Below are 17,939 nucleotides of genomic sequence, written 5' to 3' on the forward strand. Positions count from 1 at the left end.
ATCCCTGAAAGACGATCAGGTAGATAGGTCCGGCGTGGACGTGTGGTGACACATGGAGCTGACGGATACTAATCGATCGAGGGCTTAATCAAAATTAAAAGGCGGAAGCGCCCGTCCGGTCCAAGGAGACTTGTGACCTCGAGGGGCTGGGCGCCGGAGCTGGATTGAATAAAAAGCGCAGGCGACTGACCTGGTGCGACAAGCGCTGGAGCTTCCGGCGGAAAAGCCGGCAGGCTTTGACAGAGGAAGTGAAGCGACCTCGAGCACCAAGGAGCCGGAGCTGGATTGAACAATTCTTGGCATCTTCTCTTATCTGGTTTTGAGAGAATGAACATTCTCTTAACAATAACATAGTCTGGCGGCGATAGCGAAGAGGTCACACCCGTTCCCATCCCGAACACGGAAGTTAAGCTCTTCAGCGCCGATGGTAGTGAGGGGATTCCCCTTGTGAGAGCAGGACGCTGCCAGGCAAACAAAAACATGGAGTGAGTGCTCCATGTTTTTGTTTTGACTTCCAGACTTTGGTAAAGGTCATTTTCACTATTCATTGCCATGATTTCCACTAAATTTTAACATTAAAACAAGCAAACGAATCTATCCTAAGAATGAATCACATAGAATTTAGTGCCTGTTCTTGATTTCCTTCATTTCTTTCTATATAATGAAGTATAAGCTTTTTTTCTATTGCCGCGGAGTGGAGCAGTCTGGCAGCTCGTCGGGCTCATAACCCGAAGGTCGCAGGTTCAAATCCTGCCTCCGCAATAAGGAAGTTGCATGCGCCAAGACTACCAGTACTTCCTCATATTGGGCCAGGCGTTGCAGCCGGATGATCTTTTAACAAAATAAACAAAGTAAACCTTAGGGGAGGTAGTGCTACCTAAGGTTTTTTTGTATAATCTAAGGGAGTCGTATATGAAAGCATATGAATTGATTTCCAATACTCCGGAAGAAACACTGGGCATTGCTTCACAGCTGGGAAGCTTGCTAAAGCCGTTAGATGTGCTGCTTTTGGAAGGCGATCTGGGGGCGGGTAAAACCACTTTTACCAAAGGACTGGCTGCCGGTTTGGGGATAAAAGGAAATGTGAACAGCCCTACTTTTACCATTATTAAAGAGTATAAAGGCCGTCTTCCTTTGTATCACATGGACGTTTATCGTTTAGAGGATTCATTTGAGGATTTAGGTTTTGATGAATATTTTTACGGTAATGGTGTAACCGTTGTAGAATGGGCTCAATTTATTGAAGACCAGCTTCCGGCCGATCACCTTTCCATTCATTTACATTATGAAGATGGTAATCGAAGACGCATCGTTTTTTATCCGGCCGGGAAGAGGTACAAAGCTTTATGTGAGGAGTTTTTTCATGAATATTCTGGCAATTGATACGTCCAATGATGTACTGGGCATTGGACTTGTAATTGAATCGAAGGTCGTGGGGGAATATATTACAAATTTGAAAAAAAACCATAGCGTACGTGTGATGCCGGCCATTCAACAGCTGCTGGCTGATTGTGAAATGAAACCCGACGATTTAAATAAAATTGTTGTCGCCGGGGGTCCCGGTTCCTATACAGGAGTCCGTATTGGCGTAACGATTGCAAAGACCATGGCCTGGACCCTCGGAATTCCTTTATCCAGTGTTTCCAGTCTGGCGGTACTTGCAGCAGCCGGACGATACTTTCCAGGGCTTATATGTCCATTATTTGATGCAAGAAGAGGCTTGATCTATTCCGGGCTCTATCGGTTTGACCATCAAGAGTTGGTGACTGTCCGTCAAGACTGCAACATCCCTGCAGAGGAATGGGCTTTACTTTTAAAAGAGCATGAGGAGCCCGTGTTGTTTGTCGGAAACGATATATCTATCCATCAAGAAACCTTTAAATCAACGCTGGGACAAGCTGCCTGTTTTGCGGCTCCGGGAGAATATAACCCGCGGCCCGGAGAATTGGGTTTAATGGGGGTCAGCCGTCCCGAGGAAAATGTACATACGTTTACTCCAAACTACATCCGGCTTGTAGAGGCGGAAGCCAAATGGCTGGAGAGACAGGGGAAAATACAAAATGATTGATCGCAGCATGGAAGCTATTAAAAATATTGAGTTCCGTCTTGCCAACTTGGAAGATATTCCACACCTTCATCATATTGAGAGCCGTTCCTTTACGGCACCGTGGCCTGAGGAAGCTTTCTATAACGATATCGCCCATAATCGGTTTGCCTCATATGTTTTTATTGAAGTAGACGGTGTGAAAGCCGGGTATTGCGGCGTATGGATTATTTTAGATGAAGCGCATATTACGAATATTGCTGTGTTGCCGGAATATCGGGGAAGAAAGCTTGGCGAAAAACTGCTTTGCAAAATGATGGAGCTAGCAAAAGAAGCCGGAGCAAAAACGATGACACTTGAAGTGCGTGTAAGTAATCACGTTGCGAAGTCGCTATATAAGAAGCTTGGGTTTCAGGATGGCGGCATCCGAAGAGGTTATTATACAGATAATCATGAAGATGCACAGGTGATGTGGGTGAATTTATGAGCAACAAAGAGATCATTGTACTAGGAATAGAAACAAGCTGTGATGAAACTGCTGCATCTGTTGTTAAAAATGGAACGGAAATCCTTTCAAATGTAGTTGCCAGCCAAATAGAAAGCCACAAGAGATTTGGAGGGGTTGTTCCGGAACTGGCTTCCAGGCATCATGTTGAGCAAATGACAATCGTCATTGAGGAAGCCTTGAATCAAGCAGAGGTAAGTCTTAAAGAAATTGATGCAATCGCGGTGACAGAAGGTCCGGGATTGGTCGGTGCCCTGCTTGTTGGAGTCAATGCGGCCAAAGCGTTGGCGTTTAGTTCAAATAAGCCGCTGGTCGGTGTTCATCATATTGCAGGCCATATTTATGCCAACCGGCTGATCACTGATTTTACATTTCCACTCTTATCGCTTGTCGTGTCCGGAGGCCATACAGAGCTCATATACATGGAAGAAGACGGAGCTTTCCAGGTCATTGGCGAAACTCTGGATGACGCGGCAGGCGAAGCTTATGACAAAGTGGCACGGACATTGAATCTACCTTACCCGGGAGGGCCGCAAATTGATAAACTTGCTCAGGTAGGCAAGCCTGTGATCGATTTGCCGAGAGCCTGGCTGGAAGAAGGATCATATGATTTTAGCTTCAGCGGTTTAAAATCAGCAGTAATCAACACTTTGCACAATGCGGAACAGCGTGGGGAAAAGATATCCCCAGAAGATCTGGCTGCCAGTTTTCAGGAAAGTGTCATTGACGTATTAACTGAAAAAACTGTCCGGGCTGCCAGGGAGTTTGGGGTCAGGCAGGTATTGCTTGCTGGGGGAGTAGCAGCAAATCAGGGCTTGCGGGCCTCTTTGGAACAAGCTTTTAGTGACTTGCATCAAATTGAACTAGTGATCCCGCCTTTATATTTATGTACAGATAATGCAGCCATGATCGCTGCTGCAGGTACTGTGCTTTATAAGGCAGGCAAGAGAGGAAAACTGGATATGAATGCTCATCCGGGTTTGGATTTAGAGAACTTTTAATAAGCGGCTTCGGTCGCTTTTTTTGTGCTTAACGCACCCTAATTAGGAAAATAGAGATAGAAATTAAAAGGATCACCAGAGTATCCACAGGTATGTGGGTAATGTGGATGAAACGTACGCGAGAATGTGGATAATGTGTATAATAATGTTAATAAGTTGAAAAGTCTAGTGTTAGCCTGTGTGCAATGTTGTTAATAACTTTAGTAAGTTTAAAGCGCGAAATCCCGGTTCAAAGCTCGAAATCCCGGTTCAAAGCTCGAACCCCCGGTTCAAAGCACGAACCCCCAGTTCAAAGCGCAAAATCCCAGTTCAAAGCTCGAAATCCCAGTTCAAAGCGCGAAATCCCAGTTCAAAGCTCGAAATCGCGATCCAAAGCGCGAAATCGCGATCCAAAGCGCGAAATCCCGGTTCAAAGCGCGAAATCCCGGTTCAAAGCGCGAAATCCCAGTTCAAAGCGCGAAATCCCAGTTCAAAGCGCGAAATCCCGATCCAAAGCTCGAAATCCTGGTTCAAAGCGCGAAATCGCGATCCAAAGCGCGAAATCCTGGTTCAAAGCGCGAACCCCCGGTTCAAAGCTCGAAATCCGAGTTCAAAGCGCGAAATCGCGATCCAAAGCGCGAAATCCCAGTTCAAAGCGCGAACCCCCGGTTCAAAGCGCGAACCCCCGGTTCAAAGCGCGAAATCCCGGTTTAAAGCGCGAAATCCGAGTTCAAAGCGCGAAATCGCGACCCAAAGCTCGAAATCCCGATTCAAAGCACGAACCCCCAGTTCAAAGCACGAAATCCCAGTTCAAAGCGCGAACCCCCGGTTCAAAGCGCGAAATCCCATTTCAAAGCGCAAAATCCCAGTTCAAAGCTCGAAATCCCGATCCAAAGCGCGAACCCCCGGTTCAAAGCGCGAACCCCCGGTCCAAAGCGTGAAATCGCGACCCAAAGCTCGAAATCCCGGTTCAAAGCGCGAAATTGCGATCCAAAGCGCGAAATCCCGGTTTAAAGCGTGAAATCGCGATCCAAAGCGCGAAATCCCAGTTCAAAGCGCGAACCCCCGGTTCAAAGCACGAACCCCCGGTTCAATGCACTAAATCCGTCTCAAAATAATTCATAGTGCCAAACCGCCAAATAAAGTTTAAATTGCAAACTCCGCCATCTATAGTCCCGTTTGCAGTTTATACAACAAAAAAAGACCCTGCATGATGCAGGGCCCTAAGCATCTGATTCCTCCAAAAGCTCCGTCCATTCTTCCATTAATTGATCGATTTCTGATTTTACTTTTTCTACTTCGGTATGAATCTCCAATGATTTTTCGTGGTCTTCGTAGATTTCCGGCTGGCAGAGCAGGTCTTCTTTTTCAGCTAAGGTCATTTCCAGCTGGGTGACTTGCTCTTCTAATTCGCTGATTCGGCGTTTCCGCTGCCGCTCCAGTTTTTTCCGTTCCTTTTCCTGTTGATAAGAAGGTTTATTCACAAAAGAAGTTGCCGTTTTGCGTGTTTTTGCTTCTTTTTTCTGCGCCAGTCTGGCCAATTCTGCCATTTCTTCCTTCTTTTCAACATAATAATCGTAGTCACCTAAATATTCCACTGTTGCTTCTGTGGACAGTTCCACCACTTTTGTTGCAATTCTGTTGATAAAGTAGCGGTCGTGGGAAACGAATAAAATGGTTCCCGGATAATCCACAAGGGCGTTTTCCAGCACTTCTTTGCTATCGAGGTCTAAATGGTTGGTCGGCTCGTCCAATATGAGCAGATTGGCATTTTGCAACATGAGTCTGGCCAGAGCGAGACGGGCCTTTTCGCCCCCGCTTAATGAAGAAACGGTCTTGAGGACGTCGTCGCCGCTGAACAGAAAATTGCCGAGAACCGTCCGAATGTCTTTTTCGTTTTTAAGCGGATAGTGGTCCCATAATTCCTGCAACACGGTTTTATTGGAAGATAAGTCGGCCTGTTCCTGGTCATAATAGCCAATTTGGACATTGGAGCCATAGCGGATGTCTCCGGATAACAGTGGCAGCTTCTTCGTAATCGTTTTTAGCAAAGTAGACTTCCCTACGCCGTTTGGACCGACCAATGCGATACTGTCACCGCGCGAAAGCTTCAAAAGGATACCCTTTGCCAATGGTTCTCCGTTATACCCGATCACCGCATTTTCGAGTGAAAGGACATCATTCCCGCTTTGCTTATCGATGGAAAAAGAAAAGGAAGCAGATTTTTCATCGCCAGCCGGGCGGTCCATGATGGTCATGCGCTCCAGTTGTTTCCGCCGGCTTTGGGCGCGCTTGGTCGTAGAGGCCCTTGCCAGATTCCGCTGGATGAAATCTTCTAATTTTGCGATTTCCCCCTGCTGTTTTTCATACAGCTTCCTCTCTCGTTCATACTTCTCAGCTTTCTGTTCAAGGTATTTACTATAATTTCCGTGATATACGGAGATCTCCTGTCTTGAAAGCTCATACACTTGTGTGACGATTTGATCCAAGAAATAGCGGTCATGGGAGACGAGGAGCAGAGCTCCGGGATAATTCTGCAGGTACTTTTCCAACCATGCCATCGTTTCAATATCCAGGTGGTTCGTCGGCTCGTCCAAAATGAGTAAATCGGGCTGCGTTAATAAAAGCTTCGCCAAAGCAAGGCGGGTTTTTTGGCCGCCGCTCAGCGTGGCAATGCATGTATCGTAATCCTCTTCAAAAAATCGGAATCCATGCAAGACGGACCGTATATCCGATTCATATTGGTAACCGCCCATTTCCTTGAACGTCTCCTGCAGGCGGTCATATTCCGATAGTAATCTGTCATAGGCCCCTTCCTGCTCATAGTTTGCAGGATCTGCCAACTGCAGTTCTATGTTCCGTAATTGCTGTTCCATTTCTCTGACGTTTTTAAAGACAGACAGCATTTCCTCCCAGATTGTCAAGTCGGATTCCAAACCGGTATGCTGTGACAGATAGCCGATGGAGGTATCTTTCGGCTTAACCATCTGCCCTGAATCATAAGACAATTCTCCGGAAATAATTTTAAGCAGCGTAGACTTTCCTGCGCCGTTTCTTCCTACAAGCGCTGTACGGTCTTTGTCGTGAAGCTCCAGTTTTATATTTGATAAAATCAGATCTGCCCCAAAATATTTCGTGATCTGCTGTACTTGTAACAGTAGCATGAATTCTACACCTCTAATCATAGTCAGTTTACCATTTTTTGAGTTTTTGACAATCTGTAAAATTCATCAAGAGGGATAGGACAGGATTTCCGAAATAGTGTATGATGGAAAAGAGGTGTTGAACGTGAGTAAGTTAACCCATTTTAATGAAGAAGGCAGGGCGCAAATGGTGGATGTAAGCGGAAAACCTGAGACGGTCCGCACTGCCATTGCCCAATCCAGTATTGAAGTCAATCAAACCATTTATGAACATATCAGTCGGCATAAAGTAAAGAAAGGGGATGTTCTTTCTGTTGCTCAGGTGGCGGGAATTATGGCTGCCAAGAAAACGTGGGACATCATTCCCATGTGCCATCCGATCCCTTTAAAAGGCATTAATATTTCTTTTGAATGGGAAGACGGCAAAGAAGGGCACAGGCAGCTGAAGATTACAGCATCGGTTAAAACCATTGGAAATACAGGCGTTGAAATGGAAGCCCTCACCGCCGTTTCTGCTGCAGCGCTGACCGTTTATGATATGTGCAAGGCGATTGATAAAGGGATGGTTATCGGTCCAACATATTTAGTCGAGAAGACAGGCGGAGTTTCAAGTAAGGATTTTAAACGATAATGGCATAGTAATCTTGGCATCTAGTCTTGGAGGCTCGATAAATGAACGAAGAAACAAAAATACCGCAGGCTACGGCAAAGCGGCTGCCGCTATATTACAGGTTTTTGAAAAATTTGCATGCTTCAGGAAAACAAAGAGTTTCATCCGCTGAATTAAGCGAAGCGGTGAAAGTGGATTCCGCTACAATCCGCAGAGATTTTTCCTATTTTGGAGCGCTTGGAAAAAAAGGATATGGGTATAATGTAAACTATCTGCTTACTTTTTTCCGAAAAACGCTTGACCAGGATGAACTGTCAAAAGTTGCTTTAATCGGTGTGGGAAATTTAGGAACGGCTTTCTTAAATTATAACTTTCTAAAAAATAATAACACAAAGATTGCCCTGGCATTTGATGTCGATCCTGCCAAGATCGGAAAAGAGATCAGCGGTGTCCCCGTATATGATATGAATGAGTTGGAAGAGCGATTGCAAAAAGAAGATGTGATGGTGGCGATTCTGACGGTGCCGTCAAGTGCTGCTCAGACGATTACGGACAGGATAGTCAAAACAGATATTAAGGGAATTTTGAACTTTACCCCTGCACGCTTGAATGTTCCGCCATCCATACGGGTTCATCATATCGACTTGGCAGTGGAGCTGCAGTCTCTCATCTATTTTTTAAAAAACTTTCCGCCTGATGACACGGAAAATTCACAGGAACATACGAATTTAAATGGCTAATCCGACAAGTTTCCGTTAAAATAAGACATATGAGGAGGTGGGCCCTATGGGAGTAGGTCCAGGAAGTTTACTGATTATCGCTTTTGTCGCTCTCTTGATTTTTGGTCCCAAAAAGTTGCCTGAATTAGGTAAAGCAGCAGGAAATACTTTGCGTGAATTTAAGAACGCAACCAAAGGGCTGGCGGAAGACGATGAGAAGGACAAGAAGAAAGACACCGACCAGTGATAGGATGAACGATATGAATGAGAAGAACATGACGGTTCTTGATCATATAGAAGAATTAAGAAAACGGCTGGTGATTATAGTCGTTTTCTTTGTGCTGGCGATGATTGTCAGCTTTTTTTTATCACAGCCACTGATTAAATGGATTCAGCATGCAAGTGCTGCACAGGATATTACCATGAACGCTTTCAAGGTAACCGATCCGTTTAAAGTGTTTATGCAAATGGCGTTCGTCCTGGCATTGATTATGACTTCGCCGGTGATTTTATATCAGCTGTGGGCCTTTATCAGTCCCGGATTACTGGAAAAAGAACGGAAAGTCACACTCAGTTATATTCCCGTATCGCTTGTGTTGTTTATTGCGGGGGTTCTTTTCTCCTATTATGTTTTGTTTCCGTTTGTGATCCGTTTTATGCTCGGTTTGTCGGGCAATATGGATATTCAAACGATGATTGGCATCAACGAGTATTTTCATTTTCTATTTCAGATCACAATTCCGTTTGGTGTTCTTTTCCAACTGCCGGTTGTCATCCTTTTCTTGACACGGCTTGGTCTCGTGACGCCGGACTTACTGAAACAGGTACGTAAATATGCATACTTTATTTTACTTGTCATCGCCGCTTTCATTACACCGCCGGATGTCATTTCTCATATGATGGTGACAGTACCGCTGTTGCTGCTGTATGAAATCAGTATTTGGATTTCGAAAATCGGCTATAAGAAAGTACAGGAAGCAGAGGCCGAATGGGAGAGACAAATGAATAGCGAGCAGTAGGGAAAACATCGAGAGTATGGTCAACCACCTTGGATGGCCATGCTTTTTTTTCTTGTTTACATTCTATACAGTTATTCGAATAAAAGAATTGTAACGCCCATCTGGCTTTACGGACGGGGCAAACCAGCGGCCGACATCCATGGGATGTGGCATCTGAACGTGACTTTGTCACGAGGCGCAGGCCGTATCGGTGGAAGCGTAAGATCAGGTCGCGGCCATAACCCGGAATTAAAGCTGCTGCGGCGCATAATGGAGCATTTCAAGCATGCTTTTAACGATTTGACATCAGATACCAGGGTGAAAAGCTGTTTGATGGAAATCGTCTTTTTATCGTGGGTTCCTGATGGCATAACGATGGGTCGTTTGTACGGCGTTGGACGGGCGCTTGCATTTTTCTTAAAAGAGGGGGCAAGGGGTTGATTTATCTAACGGTTGTCTTACTTGCGATCGTGATCGGTTATCCGGTCTCGGATTATTACTATATGAAAAAAGCAGATCTTCAGAATAAGCCAAAAATGTATTGGAACATCATTATTCCACAATGGGTGATTGTCTGGATTATTCTGTCTTACTGGGCTTGGACGGGCCGATCCGTGTCTGAATTATTTTTTGTCAAGGATCCTCTGCTCTCTTCCCAGGCAGGGCATTTAAAAGATATCGGCTTGGGGGCAGTAACAGCCGGTGTTCTTTTGGCTTTGGCTGTTATTTTTTCAAAAAAATTGAAAGAAAAAATTTCAATATATTTCAGCAGCCAGCTTGACGAAGTCCGGTTTATGCTGCCGACTACATTAAAGGAACGAGTGTTGTTTGTAGGGGTAGCTCTCACAGCGGGATTTTGTGAGGAAGTCATTTTTCGCGGAGTCATGCTGTATTATGTGGGGCAGCTTCCGTTTGACCTTTCAGTTATAGCGATCGTTATTGTTTTAAGCATGCTGTTTGGCATTGTTCACTTATATCAAGGATGGAGCGGCGTACTCAGTACAGCCTATTTAGGCGGATTATTGCTGGTGGTCTATCTGATTACCGGAAACCTCTGGATCAGTATCGCTTTACATTTTCTCATCGATGTGAAATTTGTCTTTTTTCCAAACAAAACCTCGCAAACAGGGCAAGAAGACGGATAAGCTTCTTGCCCTGTTTGACATTATTTGCGCTCTTGGTTTTTCAGCCGGAAATGAAGGGAAACAAGCCGGATGCCTGCTCCAAAGTCAAAGGTGGCCAAAAGAATCATTAAATAAACAAAGAACCCCCATTCGTCGTTCAAATTCACTTGCTGAACGGCAAAATAGGTAAATGTTACACCGAGAAGGATATACACGATGCCGGAAAACAACGGTGATCTCATCAAAATAACCCTCCCATCCACCGCTCCAAATGAATAAAGGTTTGTATGGTCTGCTCTAAATCTTCAGGAATAAACCGCTGTGCCACAACAACGAGTGTATTCATCATGACGTGAGCAATAATGGGTACAATAATTCTTTTCGTCAGAACATACAAAAAGGCAAACACAAACCCCATAGCCGTATATAAAATTAAATGGACCGGCTCCATGTGGGCAAACGCAAAAATGACAGAGCTAAGAACAGCTGCCATCCCAAACGGCATCCGGTTGTAAAGGGATCCGAAAATGACTTTTCGAAAAACAATCTCTTCCAGGATCGGACCAATAATTGAGCTGATCAGCACAATCATGGGAAAGAGCTCAATCAGCTCCAAAATTTCTTGTGTATTTTCCGAGCCCGGATCTACGCCGATGGCCTGTTCAATCCCAACCGCAATGATTTGCGCGAAAAAGGCCAGAAATATTCCTGCAACAGCCAATAAGAGGGAAGGACCGATGGACAGCGGCTCTGCTTTGTCAATCTTTGTCACTTTTCCGCTTTTGCGAACAAGGAACAAAACGATAGCCAGGCCCAAAAGAAAACTGAAAACAAGCCAGTATCCGGTAGCCTGAATTTCTGCTTCCTCAGGGGAGAGGTTCAAATAGTTTGTTCCAATGATATAAAATATCGGCATGCCGATAAAGCCGGATATTTGCATGGCAATATAAGTAAGTATGATATACACATATGTTTTGCTCATGTAATGAAAAATCCCTTCAAATGATATCTATCAAACCATAGGTTCCATTTTACTAATAAAACAGGCCTGTTTCAAACAGAGAGGCTTCTCCTTAGACACCGACCAGAAAAAGCACATATGGGATGGTCAGAAGACTAATGATCGTGGTGATAAAAGTCGTAAAGGATACTAAATCCGGCTCTGTATCGAACTGTATAGCCAATAAAGTGGTATTGGCAGCTGCCGGCATGGCTGCCTGTATGAATAAGACAGCTTTGATCAGATCATCCAGGGGCATAAAATGCAAAATGAGCAGGGCCAGCATCGGTGACAAAATCATTCGGATCCCCACTGTAGCAGAAACAAACCTGTAGGACACACGCCTTCTTTGCATGGCGGCAAGCTGCATGCCGAGGACGAGCATGACCGTTGGGATCGAGGCATCGGCTACAAGGCCAACCGCATCCATGACAGCATTTGGCAGATCAATGGAGAGAAGCTGCAACACTACCCCTAACAAGGCACCATAAATTACAGGCATTTTGACAACCTGCAGGAGGGAATCTTTTAACGTTGCCTGCTCCCTCCCGCCGATGGATGCGACAAGGATTCCAATTGAATTCATCAAAAAAGACTGAAAGACCATCATCACGACCGCGTAGTCAAAGGCGACAGCCCCCAGAGCGAACAGGACGACCGGTGCCCCGTAATTCCCGCTGTTCATAAAAGCTCCGCCGAGAATCATGGCAGACAGTTTCTGACGGTCCCCCCGCAGTGCCAAGTTTGTAAGCCACGTCACCACCATCAAAACCAATGATAATAGACAGCAAAACACAAAAATATAAACAAATTCCATCGCAAGGGGAGTCGTATAAAACGTTCGGAAGGCAAGAAACGGGGACATAATATAAAGCGCCATTTTCGAAATGGACTTAATGTCAAAACCCAGCAATTTTTGTCCCAGCCACCCGGCAAAAAATATGAAAAAAACCGGTAATACGATCAGAAGTAAATCCACAGGTCGTTCAACTCCATCTATGTATCTATCAACATCATATCAAACTGCTGCTTAAAATAAATTTTTTAGACAGACATTTTCATACACGGAATGAAAATTTGGTGCGACGGAAATCCTCTCGGTCTTCCCCTGTATAATAGATTCCGGAAGATCGTTGTTCTATCGTCTGAATCTAACTGGTTATAGAATGTTCGAGGATGGTAGATTCATGGGATGTAGCGTTCACCCCCATGGACAAATAATAGGAACTGAAATTTGGTATGGAAGTAGAAACGCAAAACCTGGATCAGTATAAGAAGCCCATGTTCCACTGTACAGAGAAGTACTGGAATAAATAGATTGTATATAGAAGGGATTCCGTACCATTCATACTTTGGAGCATCAGTCTTGATCCAAGATCTCAGCGAAATGGGTAACAAATCGAGTGTTCGTTACAATACGGGCAGGGATTTTAATGCAATGGTAACGAATCGGCAGGATGCGTTCCGGACTAGGGAGGAATCTCATTGGAACGGAAACCAATTTCGAAAATCCGGTTCCCTGTAAGCTGATATCGCTGAACCACGGTAACGAAGAGGATGTGCAAAAGAATTTGTACACTGGAACGAATCAAAATTTCGATCGTCATATATTTCATACCAAGGCAGCTCATTCGGCTTTTTACAGGCAAAAAAATCCAAACCATTTGTTCATGGTCTGGATTTCTTGCTTTTACAATACTTTACTCAAAAACGCCTTCGTGCGCTCGCTGTTTGGAGTACCGAAGATCTGCTCAGGCGGGCCTTCCTCGACCAGGTAGCCCTGGTCCATGAACAGGACGCGGTCTCCCATTTCCCTTGCAAATCCCATCTCGTGCGTAACGACCACCATGGTCATTCCGTCCATGGCCAACTGTTTCATAACATCAAGAACTTCTTTAACCATTTCGGGATCAAGAGCGGAGGTAGGTTCATCAAACAGCATAACTTTCGGTTTCATAGCCAGTGCCCTTGCAATTGCGACCCTTTGCATCTGCCCGCCGGACAACTGTTCAGGATAGGCATCCGCTTTATCGCCAAGCCCTACTTTGTCAAGCAGCTCTTTAGCGAGTGCTCGGGCATCGGCCTGACTTATTTTTCTAATTTTAATAGGAGAAATCGTAATGTTGTCCAGTACAGTCATGTGAGGAAAAAGATTGAACTGCTGAAACACCATTCCCACTTCTTTTCGGATCTCGTTAATGTCCGTTGAGGGATCATTGACTTTCACACCGTCAATGTAGACCGATCCTTCTGTAATTTCCTCCAGCAAGTTAATGCATCGAAGAAATGTGCTTTTTCCGGATCCGCTCGGACCGATGACGCAAATCACTTCTTTTTCCTTGATTTCATAGTCGATACCTTTCAACACTTGCAAGTCCCCGAATGATTTATGCAATCCTTCAATTTTAATCATTTGCTCACCTCTATTGAACGACCAAACGTGAAGATGCGGCGTCTTTGACGTGGAATATAGCTATTGCTGAACCGCTTTTCGATATAAGCAATGATCTTTGTAAATAACCAGGTGAGAAGCAAGTACAAAATTGCAACGGTTATGTAAGGCTCCCAGAATCTTGCATAGGCACCTGCCACTACTTTACCGGCATATAACAAGTCATTGGCCGCGATAACGGTAACGAGAGAAGAATCTTTCAGCAAGGCAATCAATTCATTCCCGAGAGGAGGGACCATTCGTCTGAACGCCTGTGGTAAAATAATATGTTTCATAGCGACATTTCTTGGCATTCCCAGAGATCTGGCTGCTTCCATTTGTCCTTTTTCGATAGACTGGATACCGGCACGAATAATTTCTGCATTGTAGGCACCGCAGTTTAGCGCCAGTGCTATTGCACCTGATACAAAATACCCGAGGGATTGTCCGAATACGGTGGGTATCAGGGCCAAATGGATAAGGAGAATTTGAACGAGCAGGGGAGTCCCCCTAAAAAAGTCTACATAATATTTACAAGGATAATAGATCCATTTTCTCTTGGATAATTTGCCCATTCCAATAAACAAACCTAAAATGATTCCGCTTACATAACCGACTGCCGTCAATCCGAGGGTAACCCATAACCCTCGGATGAATAGCTCTTTATAGTTCCAGATCATATCCAGACGAATATCTAAAAAGTCTATCATGACCACCTCCAAATTGAGTTAGATGTTTTCAGGCTTAGAAGTGACAACTTACTCAATGTCAAAGCCGGTGATTTCTTTCAACTTGCCATTTTCTTTTATTTTTTGAATGCCCTCATTTAGCAGATCTACCACTTCCGTGTTTCCTTTTTTAACCATTAATCCATAAAATTCTTGTTCAACGCTGTCATCTTCGATGACTTCCATCTCTACATTCGGGTTGTTTTTAATATATTCATTGACAGTAGAGTTATCTCCAACTGCTGCATCAGCATTCCCGTTCAATAATTCCTCAATGGCAAGCGGCATTGTTTCAGCAGCGATAATATTAGAGCTTGTGTTTCCTTGGATATCTCTCATCATTGCATGTCCTGTCGTATTAATTTGCAGAGATACTTTTTTATCTTTTAAATCTTCAAATGATTTAATATCAGAACCTTCTTTGACGAGAATAACTTGTTTAGCCACATAGTAGGGATCAGTAAAATCAAATGTTTCTTTGCGCTCATCAGTAATCGTAATAGAGGAAACTGCAAAGTCTACTTCGCCATTTTCTACCGCAGGGAAAAGGGGTTCCCAGCCAATATTTTTAAACTCAACTTCCACGCCGACTTCTTCTGCAATCGCTTCCACAATATCGATGTCAATACCAACAATATTTCCGTTATTATCCATGTACTCCATTGGTGCGTATGTAGCATCCGTACCGACGACTAACTTTTCTTTGCCGCCGCCGTCGCTGTCACTGCCGCTTGCGGGCTCAGCAGTTTCTTCTGATCCGCCTCCGCATCCGAACAGGACCAAAGCAAGGCCCACCAGGAGAAGGCTGAGAGACCAAAGACGTGAGATTTTTTTCATGTATATTCCCCCTTGTTTTTTTGCATCATCTGAAGTCAACCACTATTCTGTCACTTCTGATGATTATCACAATTATAAGCCAATTAGTAGAGTGAAGCAATATGACAAAGAAGATAAAAGTTTGGCGAACGATTTGTAATAAATAAGGAAATATATTTGTTTATAATGAGGAGAAGTCCAATTTTGCAGGCGGTATGCGTTCTGGATAAAGATTTTTCAAAAAAAACAGGTTAAGGCTTGCAAATGAAATACAAATTATTTATTATAATATTTGTGATTAGCACTCGACCGGCGAGAGTGCTAATCAACAACTTACATATCATTTAAGGAGGTTGTTTCACTTGTTAAAACCACTTGGGGATCGCGTAATCATTGAACTTGTGGAATCTGAAGAAAAAACTGCGAGCGGTATTGTTCTTCCGGATTCTGCGAAAGAGAAGCCGCAGGAAGGCAAAGTCGTTGCTGTTGGAACAGGACGTGTGCTGGACAGCGGTGAGCGTGTGGCACCAGAAGTATCTGAAGGAGACAGCATCATCTTCTCTAAATACGCTGGTACAGAAGTGAAATACCAAGGAACTGAATATTTGATCTTACGTGAGTCTGATATATTGGCTGTTATCGGCTAATAGAAAAGAACATTTTCATATGAGAAAAAAACTTTTATAACAGGATAGGGAGGCAATTTACGATGGCAAAAGATATAAAGTTTAACGAAGATGCCCGCCGTGCTTTGCTCAGCGGTGTGGATCAGTTGGCTGATGCGGTAAAAGTTACACTTGGGCCAAAAGGGCGCAACGTAGTACTTGAGAAAAAATTTGGTTCCCCGCTCATTACTAATGACGGTGTAACCATCGCTAAAGAAATCGAATTGGAAGATCCATTCGAAAACATGGGTGCCAAGCTTGTATCTGAAGTAGCAAGCAAAACAAACGATGTAGCTGGGGACGGTACAACTACGGCTACAGTTCTTGCTCAAGCGATGATCCAAGAAGGATTGAAAAACGTTACAGCTGGAGCCAATCCTGTCGGCGTACGCAAAGGAATCGAGCAGGCAGTTGCTACTGCAGTTGAAGAGCTTCACAGCATCTCCAAACAAATTGAAGACAAAGAGTCCATTGCGCAAGTTGCGGCTATTTCTTCCGGAGACGAAGAAGTTGGACAATTGATCGCCGAAGCTATGGAACGCGTTGGAAACGACGGTGTTATCACAATTGAAGAATCCAAAGGATTTACAACAGAGCTTGATGTTGTGGAAGGTATGCAATTCGACCGCGGATATGCATCTCCTTACATGGTAACAGACTCTGATAAAATGGAAGCTGTACTGGAAGATCCATATATCTTGATCACTGACAAGAAAATCACAAACATCCAGGAAGTTCTTCCACTTCTTGAGCAAGTTGTTCAACAAAGCAAACCATTGTTGATCATCGCTGAAGATGTAGAAGGCGAAGCATTGGCTACACTGGTTGTGAACAAACTTCGCGGTACATTTAACGCAGTAGCTGTAAAAGCTCCCGGGTTCGGGGACCGCCGCAAAGCAATGCTTGAAGATATTGCAATTTTGACTGGTGGAGAAGTAATTACAGAAGATCTTGGACTTGACCTGAAAACAGCTTCTATCCAATCACTTGGACGCGCTGCGAAAGTTGTTGTTACAAAAGAAAACACAACGATTGTTGAAGGTTCCGGCGAATCTTCCAACATTGCAAGCCGCGTCAACCAAATTCGTGCGCAATTGGAAGAAACAACTTCTGAATTCGATAAAGAAAAACTTCAGGAGCGCTTGGCTAAATTGGCTGGCGGTGTAGCAGTGATCAAAGTAGGTGCTGCAACAGAAACCGAGTTGAAAGAGCGCAAGCTTCGCATCGAAGACGCATTGAACGCTACTCGTGCGGCTGTTGAAGAAGGTATTGTTTCCGGTGGGGGAACAGCTCTAGTGAACGTCTACAACAAGGTTGCACAAATTGAAGGCGACGGAGATGTAGCGACTGGTGTGAAAATCGTACTTCGTGCGCTTGAAGAGCCTGTGCGTCAAATCGCTCAAAACGCAGGTCTCGAAGGATCTGTTATCGTTGACCGCCTGAAGAAAGAAGAAATCGGCATCGGCTTCAACGCTGCCAATGGCGAGTGGGAAAACATGATTGACGCTGGTATTGTTGACCCAACAAAAGTAACTCGTTCTGCGCTTCAAAACGCTGCATCTGTAGCAGCTATGCTTCTTACAACTGAAGCAGTTGTTGCTGATAAGCCAGAAGAAAACGCTGGTGGAGCCGGCGGCGGAATGCCTGACATGGGCGGAATGGGCGGCATGATGTAATAAAGCCCTCCAAACCTTGTTGTATAGGGATTTTAAGATAGAAGAAAGATAAATGCTCATAATTTTGCTCATAGTGAGTGATAAAAGCTTATCTTTTAAAAATAAAACTCTGTTATTAGAGAAGGTCTTTCATCAGTTCACTAAACTGGTGAGAGGCCTTTTCTTCCATATTAGCAGTCATATGAGCATAAATATTCATTGTTGTATTAATATCTGTATGTCCTAATCGTTGTTGTATTTCCTTAACTCCAACACCCGCTTCAATAAGAAGTGACGTATGAGTATGTCTGAATGAATGAGGTGTGATATTTTTATTAATACCCGCCATTTTTAACAGACGTTTTAGTCTAGTTTCTACTACTTTTCTTAATTGTTGAATATTGCCATGGGATAGAGCCAGCTTTGCCATCTTTTTGAGCCACTTGTGACATAAAATAGAGCCACCTTATGACATGGGTGAGCCACTTAGTGATTAAAGACATTCCCCCTGCCGGGGGAAT

General features: G+C 44.2%; 21 protein-coding genes, 1 tRNA gene and 2 rRNA genes. 16 read left to right on the forward strand and 8 right to left on the reverse strand.

Annotated features, from left to right (window positions below; genetic code table 11):
• From ACFSCZ_RS17780 to ACFSCZ_RS17815, 8 genes are all read left to right on the forward strand, one after another.
• A 23S ribosomal RNA gene (locus tag ACFSCZ_RS17780) occupies nucleotides 1-92 on the forward strand; the annotation flags it as partial.
• Nucleotides 93-354: 262 nt separating this feature from the next.
• Nucleotides 355-470: ribosomal RNA gene (rrf, locus tag ACFSCZ_RS17785) — 5S ribosomal RNA — on the forward strand.
• A gap of 218 nt (nucleotides 471-688) precedes the next feature.
• Nucleotides 689-762 (forward strand) — tRNA-Met (locus tag ACFSCZ_RS17790).
• 150 nt (nucleotides 763-912) lie between these two features.
• On the forward strand, nucleotides 913-1,383 hold the full coding sequence (gene tsaE, locus ACFSCZ_RS17795) for a tRNA (adenosine(37)-N6)-threonylcarbamoyltransferase complex ATPase subunit type 1 TsaE (RefSeq protein ID WP_380775849.1): 471 nt from the start codon (nucleotides 913-915) through the stop codon (nucleotides 1,381-1,383).
• The gene (tsaB, locus tag ACFSCZ_RS17800; protein WP_380775852.1) at nucleotides 1,364-2,068 is read left to right on the forward strand and encodes a tRNA (adenosine(37)-N6)-threonylcarbamoyltransferase complex dimerization subunit type 1 TsaB; all 705 of its coding nucleotides are present in this window, start codon (nucleotides 1,364-1,366) and stop codon (nucleotides 2,066-2,068) included. The genes tsaE and tsaB overlap by 20 nt, the downstream gene beginning before the upstream one ends.
• Nucleotides 2,061-2,531: a ribosomal protein S18-alanine N-acetyltransferase gene (gene rimI, locus ACFSCZ_RS17805; RefSeq protein WP_380775855.1), complete on the forward strand. Its 471-nt coding sequence runs from the start codon at nucleotides 2,061-2,063 to the stop codon at nucleotides 2,529-2,531. Before tsaB ends, rimI begins: the two co-directional genes overlap by 8 nt.
• Nucleotides 2,528-3,550 carry a tRNA (adenosine(37)-N6)-threonylcarbamoyltransferase complex transferase subunit TsaD gene (gene tsaD / locus ACFSCZ_RS17810; RefSeq protein WP_380775858.1) on the forward strand — a complete coding sequence of 341 codons (1,023 nt, stop codon included), beginning with the start codon at nucleotides 2,528-2,530 and terminating at the stop codon, nucleotides 3,548-3,550. Before rimI ends, tsaD begins: the two co-directional genes overlap by 4 nt.
• Nucleotides 3,551-3,728: 178 nt before the next feature.
• Nucleotides 3,729-4,550 carry a hypothetical protein gene (locus ACFSCZ_RS17815; RefSeq protein WP_380775861.1) on the forward strand — a complete coding sequence of 274 codons (822 nt, stop codon included), beginning with the start codon at nucleotides 3,729-3,731 and terminating at the stop codon, nucleotides 4,548-4,550.
• Between the two features lie 202 nt (nucleotides 4,551-4,752).
• Here the strand turns inward: ACFSCZ_RS17815 and ACFSCZ_RS17820 are convergent, their stop codons facing one another.
• Complete coding sequence (locus ACFSCZ_RS17820; RefSeq protein WP_380775864.1) at nucleotides 4,753-6,693, reverse strand: ABC-F family ATP-binding cassette domain-containing protein; 1,941 nt, start codon at nucleotides 6,691-6,693, stop codon at nucleotides 4,753-4,755.
• 124 nt (nucleotides 6,694-6,817) lie between these two features.
• Here ACFSCZ_RS17820 and moaC point away from each other — a divergent pair, with 124 nt between their 5' ends.
• The 6 genes from moaC (at nucleotide 6,818) to ACFSCZ_RS17850 (ending at nucleotide 10,144) form a co-directional block, all read left to right on the forward strand.
• Nucleotides 6,818-7,303 (forward strand): cyclic pyranopterin monophosphate synthase MoaC, encoded by a 486-nt coding sequence (gene moaC, locus ACFSCZ_RS17825; RefSeq protein WP_380775867.1) that lies wholly within the window; start codon nucleotides 6,818-6,820, stop codon nucleotides 7,301-7,303.
• Nucleotides 7,304-7,344: 41 nt separating this feature from the next.
• Nucleotides 7,345-8,022 (forward strand): redox-sensing transcriptional repressor Rex, encoded by a 678-nt coding sequence (locus ACFSCZ_RS17830; RefSeq protein WP_380775870.1) that lies wholly within the window; start codon nucleotides 7,345-7,347, stop codon nucleotides 8,020-8,022.
• 46 nt (nucleotides 8,023-8,068) lie between these two features.
• Nucleotides 8,069-8,248, forward strand: a complete 180-nt coding sequence (locus ACFSCZ_RS17835) for a twin-arginine translocase TatA/TatE family subunit (RefSeq protein WP_380775873.1) — start codon at nucleotides 8,069-8,071, stop codon at nucleotides 8,246-8,248.
• 13 nt (nucleotides 8,249-8,261) lie between these two features.
• Entirely contained in the window at nucleotides 8,262-9,020 is a 759-nt protein-coding gene (gene tatC, locus ACFSCZ_RS17840) for a twin-arginine translocase subunit TatC (protein ID WP_380775876.1), read from the forward strand.
• A 159-nt stretch (nucleotides 9,021-9,179) separates the two neighbouring features.
• Nucleotides 9,180-9,440, forward strand: a complete 261-nt coding sequence (locus ACFSCZ_RS17845) for a hypothetical protein (protein ID WP_380775878.1) — start codon at nucleotides 9,180-9,182, stop codon at nucleotides 9,438-9,440.
• Nucleotides 9,437-10,144 carry a CPBP family intramembrane glutamic endopeptidase gene (locus tag ACFSCZ_RS17850; protein ID WP_380775881.1) on the forward strand — a complete coding sequence of 236 codons (708 nt, stop codon included), beginning with the start codon at nucleotides 9,437-9,439 and terminating at the stop codon, nucleotides 10,142-10,144. The genes ACFSCZ_RS17845 and ACFSCZ_RS17850 overlap by 4 nt, the downstream gene beginning before the upstream one ends.
• Nucleotides 10,145-10,164: 20 nt before the next feature.
• Here the strand turns inward: ACFSCZ_RS17850 and ACFSCZ_RS17855 are convergent, their stop codons facing one another.
• From ACFSCZ_RS17855 to ACFSCZ_RS17880, 6 genes are all read right to left on the reverse strand, one after another.
• A complete protein-coding gene (locus ACFSCZ_RS17855; RefSeq protein WP_380775884.1) occupies nucleotides 10,165-10,365 on the reverse strand; it encodes a YdiK family protein in 201 nt (66 codons plus the stop codon).
• Complete coding sequence (locus ACFSCZ_RS17860) at nucleotides 10,365-11,105, reverse strand: CPBP family intramembrane glutamic endopeptidase (RefSeq protein ID WP_380775887.1); 741 nt, start codon at nucleotides 11,103-11,105, stop codon at nucleotides 10,365-10,367. Before ACFSCZ_RS17860 ends, ACFSCZ_RS17855 begins: the two co-directional genes overlap by 1 nt.
• Before the next feature lie 91 nt (nucleotides 11,106-11,196).
• Nucleotides 11,197-12,102 carry an AEC family transporter gene (locus ACFSCZ_RS17865; protein ID WP_380775890.1) on the reverse strand — a complete coding sequence of 302 codons (906 nt, stop codon included), beginning with the start codon at nucleotides 12,100-12,102 and terminating at the stop codon, nucleotides 11,197-11,199.
• Between the two features lie 711 nt (nucleotides 12,103-12,813).
• Nucleotides 12,814-13,536: an amino acid ABC transporter ATP-binding protein gene (locus ACFSCZ_RS17870; RefSeq protein ID WP_380775893.1), complete on the reverse strand. Its 723-nt coding sequence runs from the start codon at nucleotides 13,534-13,536 to the stop codon at nucleotides 12,814-12,816.
• Nucleotides 13,533-14,261, reverse strand: coding sequence for an amino acid ABC transporter permease (locus ACFSCZ_RS17875; protein ID WP_380775903.1), 729 nt, complete (start codon nucleotides 14,259-14,261; stop codon nucleotides 13,533-13,535). The genes ACFSCZ_RS17870 and ACFSCZ_RS17875 overlap by 4 nt, the downstream gene beginning before the upstream one ends.
• A gap of 51 nt (nucleotides 14,262-14,312) precedes the next feature.
• On the reverse strand, nucleotides 14,313-15,119 hold the full coding sequence (locus tag ACFSCZ_RS17880) for a basic amino acid ABC transporter substrate-binding protein (protein ID WP_380775896.1): 807 nt from the start codon (nucleotides 15,117-15,119) through the stop codon (nucleotides 14,313-14,315).
• Nucleotides 15,120-15,460: 341 nt separating this feature from the next.
• On the opposite strand from ACFSCZ_RS17880, the gene groES reads away from it, so the two are divergent.
• Together groES and groL are read left to right on the forward strand one after the other, a co-directional pair.
• A complete protein-coding gene (gene groES, locus ACFSCZ_RS17885; protein WP_018706777.1) occupies nucleotides 15,461-15,745 on the forward strand; it encodes a co-chaperone GroES in 285 nt (94 codons plus the stop codon).
• A gap of 62 nt (nucleotides 15,746-15,807) precedes the next feature.
• Nucleotides 15,808-17,439 (forward strand): chaperonin GroEL, encoded by a 1,632-nt coding sequence (gene groL / locus ACFSCZ_RS17890; RefSeq protein WP_380775900.1) that lies wholly within the window; start codon nucleotides 15,808-15,810, stop codon nucleotides 17,437-17,439.
• 115 nt (nucleotides 17,440-17,554) lie between these two features.
• On the opposite strand, the gene ACFSCZ_RS17895 is transcribed toward groL, so the two are convergent.
• Nucleotides 17,555-17,875 (reverse strand): tyrosine-type recombinase/integrase, encoded by a 321-nt coding sequence (locus ACFSCZ_RS17895; protein ID WP_380775906.1) that lies wholly within the window; start codon nucleotides 17,873-17,875, stop codon nucleotides 17,555-17,557.
• Nucleotides 17,876-17,939 lie beyond the last annotated feature (64 nt).

This window comes from Siminovitchia sediminis, from assembly GCF_042680885.1.
GTDB classification, from domain to species: Bacteria; Bacillota; Bacilli; order Bacillales; family Bacillaceae_C; genus Siminovitchia; species Siminovitchia sediminis.